We start from the raw sequence: 13,762 nt of genomic DNA on the forward strand, positions 1-13,762 counted from the left end.
GTGGTGGCCAATGACCGCGCCGCGCATCGACGAACAGAGGCGCTTCGGTCATTGTCCGGCGCGGCTGGAAGGTCATTCATCTTGCTGCACTTATCAGCGCATCGGCAAGGGCTCGGTCCCGGGCGCGTACTGCGGCGGCGGTGGGCGCTGGGGACGCGGCGGCGGGTCGTTCCACGGACGGGGCGGACGCCAGCGCGGCAGGGGCGGCGGGAGCACCACCACTTCGGCCGGCGCGGGCTGCCCGCAGGCCAGCGCGGCGTTGGCGCGGGCGGTGCGAATCTGCTCTTCGCTGGCGGTCACGCTGGCGGCGCGAAAGCTGGCCTCTTCGCGCGCGCGGCGGCAGGCTTCGGATTCGGCCGGTGGCACGGGCCTGGGGCGCTGGGCCTCGGCGGTGCGGTCGGCGTCCAGTTGCTGCTGCTGGCGCAGCACGGCGTCCTCGCGCTGCTGCACGGCCCGCTCACGCGCTTGCTGGGCGCGCTCGGCGTCCTGGCGCAGCTGCTCGTCGGTGGGCTTGGGCACCACCGTGGCGCCACCTTTGCAGGGCTGGTCGGTGTAGAGCGTGCGGCCGCTGGCGGCGTCCTGGCACCGGTAGGCCTGCGCGCTGGCCAGCAGGGGCGCGAACAGCGCCAGCGCCAGGAGCGTGCGCGGGACAAGGGCGTGCTTTGCGGTGGTTATCATCATTCTCCAATGCGGCACCAAGGCCGCGTCGTGGGCGCCTGCGGCGGCGATTCGAATTTAACGCCTGCCGCACCGATACGCTGACAAACTTCGCTCCATCCATGCAACTGTCCGCCCACTTGACCCGCCGCCTGCCTTTTCTGCGCTGGCCGCGTCCCACGGCGGCGCTGCTGCGCAGCGAATCCATGGCCGGCCTCACGGTGGGGCTGATGGTGATTCCGCAGGGCGTGGCCTACGCGCAACTGGCCGGAATGCCCTTGATCACCGGCATCTATGCCTCGCTGTTGCCGGCACTGGCGGCCGTGCTTTTTTCCGCCTCGGCGCGGCTGTCGGTGGGGCCGGTGGCGCTGACCAGCTTGCTGATTTCCGCCGGGCTGGCGCCGCTGGCCACGCCAGGCACGGCCGAGTGGGTGGACCTGGCGGTGTGGCTGGCGCTGATGTCGGGCCTGCTGCAGGCCGCGCTGGGGCTGGCACGCTTCGGCTGGCTGCTGAACCTGGTCAATTCACCCGTGCTGATGGCGTTCACGCAGGCGGCGGCGGTGCTGATCATCACGTCGCAATTGCCGGCGCTGCTGGGCTTTCAGCGCTCGTGGGGACAGATGCTGCACGCGCCGGCCATCCACGCAGGGGCGGCGGCGTTCGGGCTGGGGTCGCTGGCGCTGCTGTGGCTGGCGCGGCGCTGGCGGCCCGCCTTTCCCAGCATCCTGGTGGTGGTGCTGGCGGCGGCGGCCATCAGCGGCGCGCTGGGCTTCGAGGCCAGCGGGGGCAAGGTGATCGGCCTGCTGCCGCAAGGCCTGCCCTCGCTGTACATCCCCGCATGGCCAGGCGCCGAGGCGCTGGGGCAACTGGTGCTGCCCACGCTGGTGGTGACCTTGATCAGCTTTCTGGAAACGGCATCCAGCGCCAAGGTGGACAACCAGAAAAAGGGCGAGCGCTGGGACCAGGACCAGGATCTCATCGGCCAGGGGCTGGCCAAGATCGTGTCGGGGCTGTCGGGCTCGTTTGCCACCAGTTCGTCGTTTTCGCGCTCCGCACTCAACCTGTATGCGGGCGCGCAGACCGGCTGGGCCACGATTTTTTCGGTGGCAGTGGTATTGCTGGCGCTGCTGTTCTTCACACCGTGGCTGCGCCATGTGCCGCAGGCAGTGCTGGCGGCCATCGTGCTGGTGGCGGTGGTGGGCCTGCTCAAGCCGCGCGAGTTTTTGCGCGTGTGGCGCATTTCGCGCGTGGAGGGCGTGATCGCGCTGCTCACCTTCATGATCACCATCGCCGCGGCGCCGGCGCTGTACTGGGGCGTGCTGGCCGGGGTCCTGATGGCGCTGTCGCACTTCTTGTACCAGCACCTGCACCCGCGCATCATCGAGGCCGGCCTGCACCCGGATGGCACCTTGCGCGACCGCCACCTGTGGCAATTGCCGCCGCTGGCGCCGCACACGCTGGCGCTGCGCATGGACGCGGCGCTGGACTTTGCCAGCGCGGGCGCGTTCGAGCGCCGCGTGACCGAGTACCTGACCGAGCATCCCGACACCCGCCAGGTGTGCCTGCTGGCGCAGCCGATCAACCACATCGACGTGACCGGCGCGGAGGCATTTGCACGGGTCTGGGCCCAGATGCAGCAGCGGGGCGTGGCCCTGCTGGTGAGTGGCCTGAAACTGCCCGCCGACACCGTGCTGCGCGCCGCCGGCCTGCTGACGCCGGATGCGCTGCTGCATCTCTATCGCAGCGACGCGGAGTTGCTGGCCGCCCTGGACGCCCACCGCGTCACCACGGACAACAATCAAAATGATAGCGTGCAGCGCTGATCCGGCAAGCGCAAGCGGGCACAATGGCCTGCATGGCGCTCACATCGTGATGGCGCCGTGTTCGGTCGGGGCTTGCTGGCGCGACGGCGACGCCGGAAATATGCCGGCCATCACGGTAAAGCCCGCAATGCGCTTGACGCGATCCGTCCAGCGCCGCAGCGCCGGGAAGTCGAGCAGGCTGATGCCGCCCTCGGGGGCCAGCATCACATAGGGGAAACAGGCCAGATCGGCGATGGTGGGTTGGCCCCCGGTGCACAGCCAGCCGCCATCGGGTTGCCGCTCGGACAGCCACAGGTGTTCATCGAGGATGCGAAACAGGCGATAGGCGCCGCGTCGCGCCTTGTCGGCATCCAGCTCGAACTCGAACAATTGCTGCAAGCGAGCAGCCGACGAGGTGGCCGTCAGCTCGTTGGCAAAGGCCAGCCACATGTTGGTTTCGCCCAGGCGGCGTGCGTCAAGCACCGGATACCAATGGCTGCCGGGCGCGTAGCGCTGCGCGAGATAGCTCAGGATGGCCTGGGCGTCGCGCATGACAAAACCCGCGTCATCGAGAATGGGCAACTGGCCCAAGGGATTGAGCGCCAGCAAGGCATCGCTCTTGTGCTCAAAGCCGGGATAGAACTCGACCGGGTGCTTGACGTAGGGGATCTTCAGGATCTCCAGAAAAAGCCGGACCTTGTAGCAGTTTCCGGACAGCTCGTAGTCGTACAAGGTGATCATGGGCAGGCTCCGGCGCTCACAGATCAAGCACCAGCATTTCAGAGGCGCTGCGCGAAACGCAAGCCTGCATGCAGTGCCCGGCGCGCTTTTCGTCTTCACTCAGGTAGACGTCCCGGTGCTCCGGCGTGCCTTCCAGCACGGTCACCATGCAGGTCCCGCACACGCCTTGCTCGCAAGACGTCTCGACCGCGATCCCGTGCTCCGACAGCACATCCGAGAGCGATTGACCGACGGGGACGTTCAACTCGACACCGCTGCGCGCCAGCCGAACCTTGAACGGCTTGTCGTTCTGGTGCGAGATGGTGTTGGAGAACAGCTCGAAGTGGACCCGGTCGGCGCCAAGGCCGAGCGCCTGCGCCGCACCGACGATGGCATCCAGGAACGGCCGGGGGCCGCAGACATAGATGTCCATCTGCGGGTCCATGGTGGCCAGGATCGACTGGATCTGCGCCAGCGTGGCCTCGGGCGACAGCCCCAGGTGCAGGTGAACGTCCTGCAAGGCATCGAGGCGCTCGCGAAACGCCACGTGCGCCGCGCCGCGCGAAAAATAGTGCAGCGCATGGAGCCGGCCCGTGGCCGCCATCTGTCCGGCCATGGACAGCAGAGGCGTCACCCCGATGCCGGCCGCCAGAAAGAGCGCGCCGCCGCTGTTGGCCAGCCGGAAGTGGTTCTTGGGGCGCGAGACCTCGACGATCGCACCCTCGCGGATCTGCCCATGCATGGAGGCCGAGCCCCCGCGCGAATCGGGCTCGCGCTTGACCGCGATGGTGACGCCGCGAACACCCCGCGCGCTGCCGGCGTTGATCTCGCCCGGCGCGCTGACGATGGAGTATTGGCGCAGCAGGCCCGCCGGCGTCAGCACGTCGATGTGCGCCCCTGGAATGAAGTCGGCCAAGGCGCCGATGTCACCCTGGTCCTCGGGTTCGAGCTCGAAGCTGCGGATGTCCTGCGCCACCTCGGTCACGCGCGTGACGCGAGCCTTGAGCAGCCGCTCGGACCCGCGCTGGCGGACCTTGGGTTGCGGCGGCGGCGGCACATAAGCGTCGTCGGCCGTGCTGAGGGGAACGTCCGACACCCGCCCCTCGTCGATGAGGCGATGACGCAAGCGCTTCATCGCCGCCTGGTGACGGGCTGGCCATGGCCCCAGCGCCACCGCATCGGCGGGGGCTTCGAGCACGGCATGGACAAGGGTCTTGTCGGTGCGTGCCGGTTGCAGCAGGAAGAACAGCTGCAGGGCCTGCCCATCCTCGTTCCAGGACAGATGGACGGCGCGAGGGCTGCTTCGCAGCGCCACGGACGGGTCGCCAGACAGTCGCGCATCGAACGCTGCGTAGCGTTGCACCCCGGCCAATGCCGTTGCGGCGCCGGCGTGCAGAACAAAACTCTGCAAGGCCCGTTGCGTTCGACCGGCGCCCGGCTCCGCAATGAGCCAGTCGCCCTGCGGGGGGCACGCGGGGTGGCCGGCGGGCAGGTTCAGGTTGACCCACACCAGGTCGTTGCGCTCGACCGCCGCGAACGTGTGCGCGCAGACGCTGGTGGGCGGCGGCGTTTGCGATGCCGCTGGAAGGACGATGCACTGGCCGTCGCCGCTGCGGTATTGCCAGCCGTGGTATTGGCAACGGACCCGGTGGCCGGTGTTGGCCCCCAGGGTCAGGCGCGCGCCGCGATGGCAGCAGCGGTTGTCCCAGGCATTCACGCATCCGTCGTCGTCACGCCACAGGGCCAATTCGACGTTGTGGAGCTCGCCCGCGAAGATGTGACGTTCGGCCAGATCGTGCGCGCCAGCAACCGGAAACCACGCCGAATTCAAAGCCTCGCTCATGCCACTGCCCTGGTCAAGGTTTGCCCGGCCGGCGCGGGCATGGCCTGCGCCTCGAGCTCCCGGTAGGTGCCATACCGAACGCCCCGCTGGTCCAGCCAGCGGCGATAGGCCATGGACATGGCATCGGCCCGGACCGGGATTTCAAAGCGCGAATCCAGGGGCAGCTTCTTGGGTATCTCGTTGCTCAGCAGCATCAGGTCCTGGCCAAAGATGGTCTGCTGAAACAGGCGCAGGCCGGAGTCGGGGGTGGTCTCGTCGAGGTACAGAAGCAAGGTGTGCGCCCTGCACCATTCTTCGGTCAGCGGCTGGACGAACAAGCCAATGACGTCCATGCGGCCCGGATGATGCGGCGAACTCTTGTACAGCAGGGCGACGTAGGGGCGCGTGACGCGGTAGATGTAGTCGGTGTCGTAGCCACCGTCATTGGACGTGGACGCGCCCCTGGGCTGGAAAAAGCGGCAGTTGCGCGCGAAGATTTCACCCGGCGGCTCGATCGAAACGTCGTAGGGCAACACGTCGGTATACGGCTCGGCGCCCAGAAATCCGTCGTGCACATACGGAAAGTGCGCCATGTCCAGAAAATTCTCGATGGCGCGCAGACCGGACACATGCACCGTCATGGAGCCGCCGCCCAGCGTGCGGCGGTCCGGCTCATCGAATTCGGGCAACGCAAAGAAGCGCTCGGGCGGATCGCCCAGCGAAACCCAGTGCGTGTGATAGCGCGTGAGCGCCTTGCACGGCGTGCGCTCGGCATTGCCGTGCCAGGCCGTCACCCGGCCGTCGGCATCGCATGCGTATTCGATCGAGTGCCCCAGCAACCGCGTCTTGTAGACCTTGCACGGGGTGACGTCTTCCGCGATGGCGACCGGATACCACTCGTCCCAGACAACCGATTCGATCGTCATTTCCGCTCCTCACTTGGCCGACGGGATCTGGCCTTCGACGCCCTTGATGAAGAAGTTGATGCCCCCCAGCCACTCGTCGTCGGCGCGCTTGCCGGCCGCCAGGCGTTCGGTGCCGTCGCGGTCGACCAGCGGGCCGTTGAACACATCGAAGCTGCGATCCTTGATGCTGGCCTCGGCTTTGGCAACCTTCTCCCGGGCTTCGGGGGGCACCTGGTCGGACACCTTGATCAGCAGGTTCTGTCCTTCCGGCATGCCCCAGCGCGTCACTTGCCCGCCCTTCCACGTGCCATCCAGCGCGGCGCCGACGGCCTTCTTGTAATAGGGGCCCCAGTCCACGATGACAGACCCCAGGTGGGCCTTGCCGCCAATCTCGCTCATGTCCGAATCCCAGCCGAACGCCAGCTTGCCCGCCTGCGCGGCGGCCTGGATCACGGCCGGCGAGTCGGTGTTTTGCAGCAGCACGTCGGCGCCGCCGTTGATCAGGGCGTTGGCGGCTTCGGTCTCCTTGGGCGGATCGAACCAGCTGTTGATGAAAACCACGCGCAGCTTGATGTCCGGACGGACGCTTTGCGCGCCCAGGGCAAAGGCATTCATGTTGCGCAGCACTTCCGGAATGGGCACGGAGCCCACGCAACCCAGCACGCCGGTCTTGCTCATGCTCGCGGCAATGATGCCGGCGAGGTAGACCGGCTGATAAAAGCGCGAGTCGTAGACGTTCAGGTTGGGTCCGGTCTTGTAGCCGGTGCCGTGCTCGAAGTGGACATCCGGAAACTCGGGCGCCACCTTCACCATCGCCTCCATGAAGCCGAAGCTGGTGCCGAAGATCATCTTGTTGCCCTGGCTGACCAGGTCGCGCAACACGCGCTCCGTATCCGCTCCCTCCGGCACGCTTTCGACAAAGCTGGTTTGAACGCGACTGCCAAACGCGGCTTGCACTTGCTTTCGCCCCAAATCGTGTTCGAAGCTCCAGCCGGCATTGCCCACCGGCCCGACATAAATCCACGCGGCTTTCAGGGGTTCGGCGCTGGCGCCGGAGGCCGCTGCCGCCGGACCGGCAGCGGGCGGCGCCGACGCCGTAGCCGCCGCCTCGTCTTTTTTGCCACAGGCAACGAGGGCCAGCGGGGCCACGGCGCTGACGGCTGCCACTTGCAGCAGGGTGCGTTTCTTGAGATCGGGATGCATGTCGGTTCAATGGGTGAAGGATCGGCGCGCCGCCACGAACCGTGGCGGACGGGTTTGCATTATTCCCCTATTGGAGACAGGGGTGAAAACCGTGGGGGATTTTTCGGGCTCACCCGGCACTGAGCTGCCGAGCGCTATCCCAGGGCCAGCAGCACCACGCCGGCGCCAATGAGCAGTGCCCCGGCCACGCGCACCACGCGGTCGCCCTCGCCCAGCAGGCGCCCGCCGATCAGCGCGGCAAACAGCATCGACACCTCGCGCGCGGGCGCCACGTGCGACAGCGGCGCCTGCTGCACGGCGTAGAGCACCAGCACGTAGGCGATGGGACTGAACACCGCCACCCCCAGCGCGCCGCGCCACTGCGCGCGCCACAGGCGCGCCGTCTCGGCACGGTCACGCAACGCCACTGGCACCAACAACAGCACACGCGCGGCGTTGCCCATGTAGTCCACCAGGATAGGCGAGATGGCCAATATTTTCACGGCGTAGCCATCGACCACGGTGTAGCCGGCAATCCACACCCCCGTGACCAGGCCGTAGTACAGGCCGCGGTACAGTTGCTGACGGGCCGCGAGCGAGGCCGTGGGGCGCCACAGGCGCGCGCCGCCAGCAATCAGCAGCACGCCCAGCACCACGCCGAGCACGCCCAGCACGCCGCCCCAGGTGACGGCCTCGCCCAGCAGCAGCACCGCGCCAATGGACGACAGCAGCGGCCCGGTGCCCCGCGCCAGCGGATACACCACCGTCAGATCGGCCGCGCGATAGCCGCGCAGCAGGGTGACGAAATACAGCACGTGCAGCACGGCACTGGCCAGGACCACGGCCCATTCGGCCGCGCCCCAGGCGGGCACCGCGCGCCAGCCCAGCCACAGGCCCAGCGGGGCCCACACCGCCATCAGCCAGGCCGAGGTGAAAAAGGCAAACCGGGCGTCGCCGCCCGTCTTCTTGGCCAGGATGTTCCAGCCGGCGTGGATCAGGCCGGCCAGCAGCACCAAGGCCAGCGCCTGCGCTGAAATGGCACACCCCCAGTCTTCACTCGCTTCGCGATGTTTCGCCCACCCCCTTGCAGGGGGCATCGCTGGTGGCCGGGGAAACCCCGGCCACGGCGATCGCTGGCATGGCCTGCTCCGCGGCCACTCGGCTCTTGGGGTTTCATGCCCGGCGGGTGGCGCGCAGCTTTGTGGACAACTGACACGGACGAACGCGCGCTCAGGTATGGCTGAGGATGCTGGCGGTGGCGATCAGCTCTTCGAGCAAGGCCATCGACACCTTGCCGGACACGGCGTAGGGGTCGAGCACGGCACGCTCCGAATATTTGAGCAGCACGCTGGCGTTGATGCGCCCGGCGTCGACCAGCCCCATGGTCCAGCTGCCAAAGCGCCGCTCGACGATTTCCTCGTAGTGCAGCAGCGCCACGTCCTTGTGGCGCGCGTCGCGCGAAATGGTGCCGTACAGGTCGCTGACGACCTGGCGCCCACCCTCGATGGCCTGCATGAACACGCCCCCGCCGTAGACCAGGATGCCGGTCACGCCGCTGTCCTGGTTGTGGCGCCGGGCCGAATCGAGAATGGCTTGCACGGCCGGTTGGGTGTTGTCCACCGCGCGGCTGGCGTAGAGCAGGCGTACCAGCATGTCAGGGGTTCCGGGGAATGAGGGACAAAAACTCGCGGCGCAGGTTGGCGTCTTTCAGGAACACGCCGCGCATGACCGAGTTCATCATCTTGCTGTCCATGTCCTTGACGCCGCGCCAGGCCATGCAAAAGTGTGAAGCCTGCATGACCAGGGCCAGGCCGTCGGGCTTGGTCTTGTGCTGGATCACGTCGGCCAGCTGCACCACGGCTTCTTCCTGGATCTGCGGGCGGCCCATGATCCATTCGGCCAGGCGCGCATATTTGGACAGGCCGATGACGTTGGTGTGCTCGTTGGGCATCACGCCGATCCACAGCTTGCCGATGATCGGGCACAGGTGGTGGCTGCACGCGCTGCGCACGGTGATGGGGCCAACGATCATCAGCTCGTTCAGGTGCTCGGCGTTGGGAAATTCGGTGATCGTGGGCGATGGCGTGTAGCGGCCCTGGAACACCTCGTTGATGTACATCTTGGCCACGCGCCGCGCGGTCCTGGACGTGTTGTGGTCACGCTCGGTATCGATCACCAGGCTGTCGAGCACGGCCTGCATCTTGCCGCTGACCTCGTCGAGCAGGACGTCCAGCTCGCCCGGCCGGATGAACTCGGCGATGTTGTCATTGGCATTGAAGCGCTGGCCGGCGGCGCGAATGCGCTCGCGGATCTTGACCGAGACGGGCGTGCCCTCGTCAGCGACCGCAGCGTGCAAGGGGGTGGCAGGGAGAATGCGGGTCATGGAGAGGCGATGGTAGCAGCTACCGGATTTACTATATTTTTTATAGCTTTTTGCACTCACTGGCTATGGGCTGCAAGCTGAAACTCCGCAATCAGCGGCAGGTGATCGGACATGCGCCACCACACCCGCCCGCGCGGCGCCTGCAGGCTGAGCGGCAGCATGCCACGCGCATAGATGTGATCCAGCTGCGCCACCGGAAAGCGCGAGGGGTAGGTTCGCGTGCGCTCGCCCTCGAAGCTCTTGAGCGCATCGACGTGCAGCAGGCGCTGCACCCGCGTGCCCCAGTCGTTGAAGTCGCCCGCCACCACCAGGGCTTCGTCCAGCGGAATCTCGCGCGCGATGTAGCGGCGCAGGTGGATCGTCTGGCGCAGCCGGCTGGCCGGGATCAGGCCAAAGTGCACCACGACGACGTGCAGCGGTGCGCCCAGCACGCGCAGCTCGGCATGCAGCAGGCCGCGCTGCTCGAAGCGGTGGTCCGACATGTCCTCGTGCCGCACATGGATGATGGGCCAGCGCGAGAGCAGCGCGTTGCCGTGCTCGCCATCCTTGGTGACGGCGTTGGTGTGATAGGCCGCCTCGTAGCCCAGCGGCGCCAGAAAGTCGGCCTGGGGCTGGGTGGGCCAGCGCTCGAAATACTGCGCCTCGCGGCGGTTCTCCGCGCGCACCTCCTGCAGGCAGATGATGTCGGCATCCAGGCTGTCCACGGCCAGCGCCAGGTTGTGGATCTCCAGCCGGCGCGTCGGGCCGATGCCCTGCACCCCCTTGTGGATGTTGTAGGTGGCCACGCGCAGGCGCGGCGGGATCAGGATGTCGATCGGGGGTGCTTCGATCACGATGCCTCCGGGTGGGCAAAGCGCGGCAGCAGCAGGCAGGCCTCGGCGTTGGTGTAGGAATAGCAGCGGTCGGCCGCCGCGCGCCAGGGCAACCACACGAAATCGATGTGCTCGCGCGGGTTCAGGCGCACCGCCACGCCGGCGGGCACGCACAGGCCGAACACGTGCTCGACGTTGCGCGTCACGCCCGGCGCGTAGCGGTTGCGCCAGCGCGGATAGATGTCGTAGACGTTTTCCAGGTTCCAGTCGGTCAGCGCGAAGCCCGGCGCGCAGGCATCCAGCCCGGTTTCCTCGCGCACTTCGCGCACGGCGGTATCGATCAGGGCCTCGCCCTCGCTGTCCTTGCTGCCGGTGACCGATTGCCAGAACTCGGCCTCGATGTCAGCGCGCCGAATCAGCAGCACGTCGAGCGCGGCGGTGTGGATGAGCACCAGCACCGACTGGGGAATCTTGTAGGGTCTGGAAGGGGCGGTGGCGGGCTGCGTCATGGCGCGGGCCCTCTCTCGTGCGTGGCAGCGATCAGAGCAGTTGCCGCCAGAGTGTGCGCGCAATGGGGCGCACGCGCTGAAACGCCTGCCAGCCCGACCACACGCGCAAGCCCAGCCCCATCATCAGGCGTGGGCGCACCAGCACGGCGCCCACCAGCGCCGCCCCGCCCAACAGCACCCAGCTGCGGTTGTCGCGCACGGCCTGCGCACCACCGCGCACGCGGTCGACCGTGCGCAGGGCGGGCCGCAACACGCGCGCGCGGCTGCCCAGTTGCTCGCGCAACTGGGCCGAGCGCAGCAGCAGACGCTCGCGCCGCGCCGCGACGTCGCGGGGTGCCCAGGGCGGATCGGCGTTCATGAGCGCAGGCGCTCCCGGTCGGCGCGCAGCTCCTGGATGCTGGCGCGAAACAGGCGCAAGCCGCGGCGCAGGCGCTGCCAGGCCAGCAGGGCCAGCACCGCACCGACCCCCAGGAACGCGGTGGTGAAGATGCCCAAGGCCAGCAGGCGCTGGCTGTCCCACAGCATGACGGTGAGAAACAGCGCCAGAAAGATCAGTCCGAAGCTGAGCAACACCACGGCCAGCGCTGCCTGCACGCCCAGGTGCAGCAACTGGCCGATGTCCTCGCGCGCCTCCAGGCCGAGCAACTCCAGCCGAACCTGGAGCAGTTCGGCCGCGTCGGCCAGCAAGTGGCGCAGCCGCGTGGCCGTGCTTTCGACACCCGCCGTCACGGTTGACTCATGAATGCTGCACGCCCGCAGGCGCAAGCCATCAGCGGCGGCCCAGCAGCACGCCCACCAGCATGCCAATGGCCGCGGCCGCGCCAATGGACGACCAGGGGTTGTCGTGCACGTAGTCGTCGGTGGCGTTCATGGCCCGGCGCGCCTGCGCGCGCAGCGCGGCGTCGGCGTCGGCCAGCTTGTCGCGCGCCACGGCCAGGTTCTTGCGCGCGCGCGCGCGCAACTCGGCAATCTTGCTGTCGGCATCGCCGGCCGTGGCCGCCAGCAGGTCTTCGGCATCGGAAATCACGCGGCGCAGGTTGGCCACGAGTTCATCCTTGGCTTGGTCGGCGGAATCAACCATTTCGGAAACGTTGGACATGAACGAACCTCCTGAACAAAGATTTCATCGTAGCAGAGCCCAACCGCGGCGCCGTGCGGCGCGTCACGCTGGCGTCGGATTGCGCAGCTTGATGTGCAGCTCGCGCAGCTGCTTTTCATCGACCGGCGAAGGCGCCTGCGTCAGCAGGTCCTGCGCGCGCTGGGTCTTGGGGAAGGCGATGACGTCGCGGATCGATTCGCTGCCGGTCATCAGGGTGATCAGGCGGTCCAGGCCGAAGGCCAGGCCGCCGTGCGGGGGCGCGCCGTACTGCAGCGCGTCCAGCAGGTAGCCGAACTTGGCGCGGGCGTCCTCGGGGCCGATCTTGAGGGCGGAAAACACCTTGCTCTGCACGTCGGCGCGATGGATCCGCACCGAACCGCCGCCCAGCTCCCAGCCGTTGAGCACCATGTCGTAGGCCTTGGCGACGCAGCGGCCCGGGTCGCTGTCCATGTAGTCCTCGTGGCCGTCCTTGGGGCTGGTGAACGGGTGATGCACGGCGGCCCAGCGGGCGTTGTCCTCGTCGTACTCGAACATGGGGAAATCCACCACCCACAGCGGCGCCCAGCGGTCTTCGAACAGGCCGTGCTTGCGGCCGAACTCGCCCAGACCCACCTTCAGGCGCAGCGCGCCGATGGCGTCGTTGACGATCTTGGCCTTGTCGGCGCCGAAGAACAGCGCGTCACCGTCCTGCGCACCGGTGCGCTTGAGGATTTCGGCGATCGCGGCGTCGTGGATGTTCTTGACGATGGGCGACTGCAAACCGTCGCGGCCCTTCGCGACTTCGTTGACCTTGATCCACGCCAGGCCCTTGGCGCCGTAGATCTTGACGAACTCGGTGTAGCCGTCGATCTCGCCGCGCGAAATCTGCGCACCCCCCGGCACGCGCAGGGCCACCACGCGCCCGCCTGGGGTGGTGGCGGGGCCGGAGAAGACCTTGAAGTCCACGTCCGCCATCACGTCGGTGAGTTCGGTGAATTCGAGCTTGACGCGCAGATCGGGCTTGTCCGAGCCAAAGCGGTGCATGGCCTCCTGGTACGCCATGACCGGAAACTCGCCCAGGTCCACGTTCATCTGCTGCTTGAACACTTCGGCAATCATGCGCTCGAAGATGTCGCGGATTTCCTGCTCGCCCAGAAACGAAGTCTCGCAGTCGATCTGCGTGAACTCGGGCTGGCGGTCGGCGCGCAGGTCTTCGTCGCGGAAGCACTTGGTGATCTGGTAGTAGCGGTCGTAGCCGGCCACCATCAGCATCTGCTTGTACAGCTGGGGCGACTGCGGCAGCGCGTAGAACTGGCCGTCGTGCACGCGGCTGGGCACCAGGTAGTCGCGCGCGCCCTCGGGCGTGCTCTTGCCCAGCATGGGGGTTTCGATGTCGATGAAACCCTCTTTGTCGAGGAAGTTGCGCACCTGGATGGCGACACGATAGCGCAGCATCATGTTGCGCTGCATGGCGGGGCGGCGCAGATCGAGCACGCGGTGCGTCAGGCGCGTGGTTTCCGACAGGTTGTCGTCGTCGGGCTGGAACGGCGGGGTGACGGAGGGGTTGAGCACGGTGAGTTGCTGGCACAGCACCTCGATCTTGCCGCTCTTGAGGTTGTCGTTGGTCGTGCCCTCGGGGCGCGCGCGCACCAGGCCCTGGATCTGGATGCAGAACTCGTTGCGCAAGTCCTCGGCGGTCTTGAACATCTCGGGGCGGTCCGGATCGCACACCACCTGCACATAGCCCTCGCGGTCGCGCAAATCGACGAAGATCACGCCGCCGTGGTCGCGCCGGCGGTTGACCCAGCCGCACAGGGTCACGCTCTGGCCGATCAAGGCCTCGGTGACGAGGCCGCAGTAATGGGTACGCATGGACATGGGAATCGTTGCCT

Annotated in this window: 15 protein-coding genes; 1 reads left to right on the plus strand and 14 read right to left on the minus strand. The window is 67.5% G+C overall.

The features are described from left to right. Positions 1–93 precede the first annotated feature (93 nt). Positions 94–678: a DUF4124 domain-containing protein gene (locus U1F38_RS12710; protein WP_409987438.1), complete on the minus strand. Its 585-nt coding sequence runs from the start codon at positions 676–678 to the stop codon at positions 94–96. Positions 679–779: 101 nt separating this feature from the next. On the opposite strand from U1F38_RS12710, the gene U1F38_RS12715 reads away from it, so the two are divergent. Beyond that, positions 780–2,480: a SulP family inorganic anion transporter gene (locus U1F38_RS12715; RefSeq protein ID WP_409987439.1), complete on the plus strand. Its 1,701-nt coding sequence runs from the start codon at positions 780–782 to the stop codon at positions 2,478–2,480. Positions 2,481–2,519: 39 nt separating this feature from the next. On the opposite strand, the gene U1F38_RS12720 is transcribed toward U1F38_RS12715, so the two are convergent. The 13 genes from U1F38_RS12720 to aspS form a co-directional block, all read right to left on the minus strand. Continuing rightward, the gene (locus U1F38_RS12720; RefSeq protein ID WP_409987440.1) at positions 2,520–3,200 is read right to left on the minus strand and encodes a glutathione S-transferase family protein; all 681 of its coding nucleotides are present in this window, start codon (positions 3,198–3,200) and stop codon (positions 2,520–2,522) included. A gap of 16 nt (positions 3,201–3,216) precedes the next feature. Next, positions 3,217–5,022 (minus strand): Rieske 2Fe-2S domain-containing protein, encoded by a 1,806-nt coding sequence (locus U1F38_RS12725; RefSeq protein WP_409987441.1) that lies wholly within the window; start codon positions 5,020–5,022, stop codon positions 3,217–3,219. Next, positions 5,019–5,927 (minus strand): aromatic ring-hydroxylating dioxygenase subunit alpha, encoded by a 909-nt coding sequence (locus U1F38_RS12730; RefSeq protein ID WP_409987442.1) that lies wholly within the window; start codon positions 5,925–5,927, stop codon positions 5,019–5,021. The genes U1F38_RS12725 and U1F38_RS12730 overlap by 4 nt, the downstream gene beginning before the upstream one ends. A gap of 9 nt (positions 5,928–5,936) precedes the next feature. Next, a complete protein-coding gene (locus U1F38_RS12735) occupies positions 5,937–7,109 on the minus strand; it encodes a BMP family ABC transporter substrate-binding protein (RefSeq protein WP_409987443.1) in 1,173 nt (390 codons plus the stop codon). 134 nt (positions 7,110–7,243) lie between these two features. Beyond that, positions 7,244–8,125 carry an EamA family transporter gene (locus tag U1F38_RS12740; protein ID WP_409987477.1) on the minus strand — a complete coding sequence of 294 codons (882 nt, stop codon included), beginning with the start codon at positions 8,123–8,125 and terminating at the stop codon, positions 7,244–7,246. 193 nt (positions 8,126–8,318) lie between these two features. Further along, complete coding sequence (locus tag U1F38_RS12745) at positions 8,319–8,741, minus strand: BLUF domain-containing protein (RefSeq protein ID WP_409987444.1); 423 nt, start codon at positions 8,739–8,741, stop codon at positions 8,319–8,321. Between the two features lies 1 nt (position 8,742). Continuing rightward, positions 8,743–9,471, minus strand: a complete 729-nt coding sequence (folE, locus tag U1F38_RS12750; protein WP_409987445.1) for a GTP cyclohydrolase I — start codon at positions 9,469–9,471, stop codon at positions 8,743–8,745. 56 nt (positions 9,472–9,527) lie between these two features. Beyond that, entirely contained in the window at positions 9,528–10,301 is a 774-nt protein-coding gene (locus U1F38_RS12755) for an endonuclease/exonuclease/phosphatase family protein (protein ID WP_409987478.1), read from the minus strand. Further along, complete coding sequence (gene nudB, locus U1F38_RS12760) at positions 10,301–10,792, minus strand: dihydroneopterin triphosphate diphosphatase (RefSeq protein WP_409987446.1); 492 nt, start codon at positions 10,790–10,792, stop codon at positions 10,301–10,303. The genes U1F38_RS12755 and nudB overlap by 1 nt, the downstream gene beginning before the upstream one ends. Positions 10,793–10,823: 31 nt before the next feature. Further along, positions 10,824–11,150 carry a YqjK family protein gene (locus U1F38_RS12765; protein WP_409987447.1) on the minus strand — a complete coding sequence of 109 codons (327 nt, stop codon included), beginning with the start codon at positions 11,148–11,150 and terminating at the stop codon, positions 10,824–10,826. Continuing rightward, positions 11,147–11,521 (minus strand): phage holin family protein, encoded by a 375-nt coding sequence (locus tag U1F38_RS12770; protein ID WP_409987448.1) that lies wholly within the window; start codon positions 11,519–11,521, stop codon positions 11,147–11,149. Before U1F38_RS12770 ends, U1F38_RS12765 begins: the two co-directional genes overlap by 4 nt. A gap of 40 nt (positions 11,522–11,561) precedes the next feature. Beyond that, entirely contained in the window at positions 11,562–11,891 is a 330-nt protein-coding gene (locus U1F38_RS12775) for a YqjD family protein (protein WP_409987449.1), read from the minus strand. Between the two features lie 63 nt (positions 11,892–11,954). Then, the gene (gene aspS / locus U1F38_RS12780; protein WP_409987450.1) at positions 11,955–13,748 is read right to left on the minus strand and encodes an aspartate--tRNA ligase; all 1,794 of its coding nucleotides are present in this window, start codon (positions 13,746–13,748) and stop codon (positions 11,955–11,957) included. Between the last annotated feature and the right edge of the window lie 14 nt (positions 13,749–13,762).

Origin of the sequence: Ottowia sp. (assembly GCF_046348305.1) — a bacterium.
Classification (GTDB): Bacteria; Pseudomonadota; Gammaproteobacteria; order Burkholderiales; family Burkholderiaceae_C; genus Ottowia.

Coding starts and splice junctions, on each gene's coding strand:
- U1F38_RS12710 (WP_409987438.1), bottom strand. CDS start 678: ATGATAACCACCGCAAAGCACGCCCTTGTCCCGCGCACGCTCCTGGCG.
- U1F38_RS12715 (WP_409987439.1), top strand. CDS start 780: ATGCAACTGTCCGCCCACTTGACCCGCCGCCTGCCTTTTCTGCGCTGG.
- U1F38_RS12720 (WP_409987440.1), bottom strand. CDS start 3,200: ATGATCACCTTGTACGACTACGAGCTGTCCGGAAACTGCTACAAGGTC.
- U1F38_RS12725 (WP_409987441.1), bottom strand. CDS start 5,022: ATGAGCGAGGCTTTGAATTCGGCGTGGTTTCCGGTTGCTGGCGCGCAC.
- U1F38_RS12730 (WP_409987442.1), bottom strand. CDS start 5,927: ATGACGATCGAATCGGTTGTCTGGGACGAGTGGTATCCGGTCGCCATC.
- U1F38_RS12735 (WP_409987443.1), bottom strand. CDS start 7,109: ATGCATCCCGATCTCAAGAAACGCACCCTGCTGCAAGTGGCAGCCGTC.
- U1F38_RS12745 (WP_409987444.1), bottom strand. CDS start 8,741: ATGCTGGTACGCCTGCTCTACGCCAGCCGCGCGGTGGACAACACCCAA.
- folE (WP_409987445.1), bottom strand. CDS start 9,471: ATGACCCGCATTCTCCCTGCCACCCCCTTGCACGCTGCGGTCGCTGAC.
- nudB (WP_409987446.1), bottom strand. CDS start 10,792: ATGACGCAGCCCGCCACCGCCCCTTCCAGACCCTACAAGATTCCCCAG.
- U1F38_RS12765 (WP_409987447.1), bottom strand. CDS start 11,150: ATGAACGCCGATCCGCCCTGGGCACCCCGCGACGTCGCGGCGCGGCGC.
- U1F38_RS12775 (WP_409987449.1), bottom strand. CDS start 11,891: ATGTCCAACGTTTCCGAAATGGTTGATTCCGCCGACCAAGCCAAGGAT.
- aspS (WP_409987450.1), bottom strand. CDS start 13,748: ATGTCCATGCGTACCCATTACTGCGGCCTCGTCACCGAGGCCTTGATC.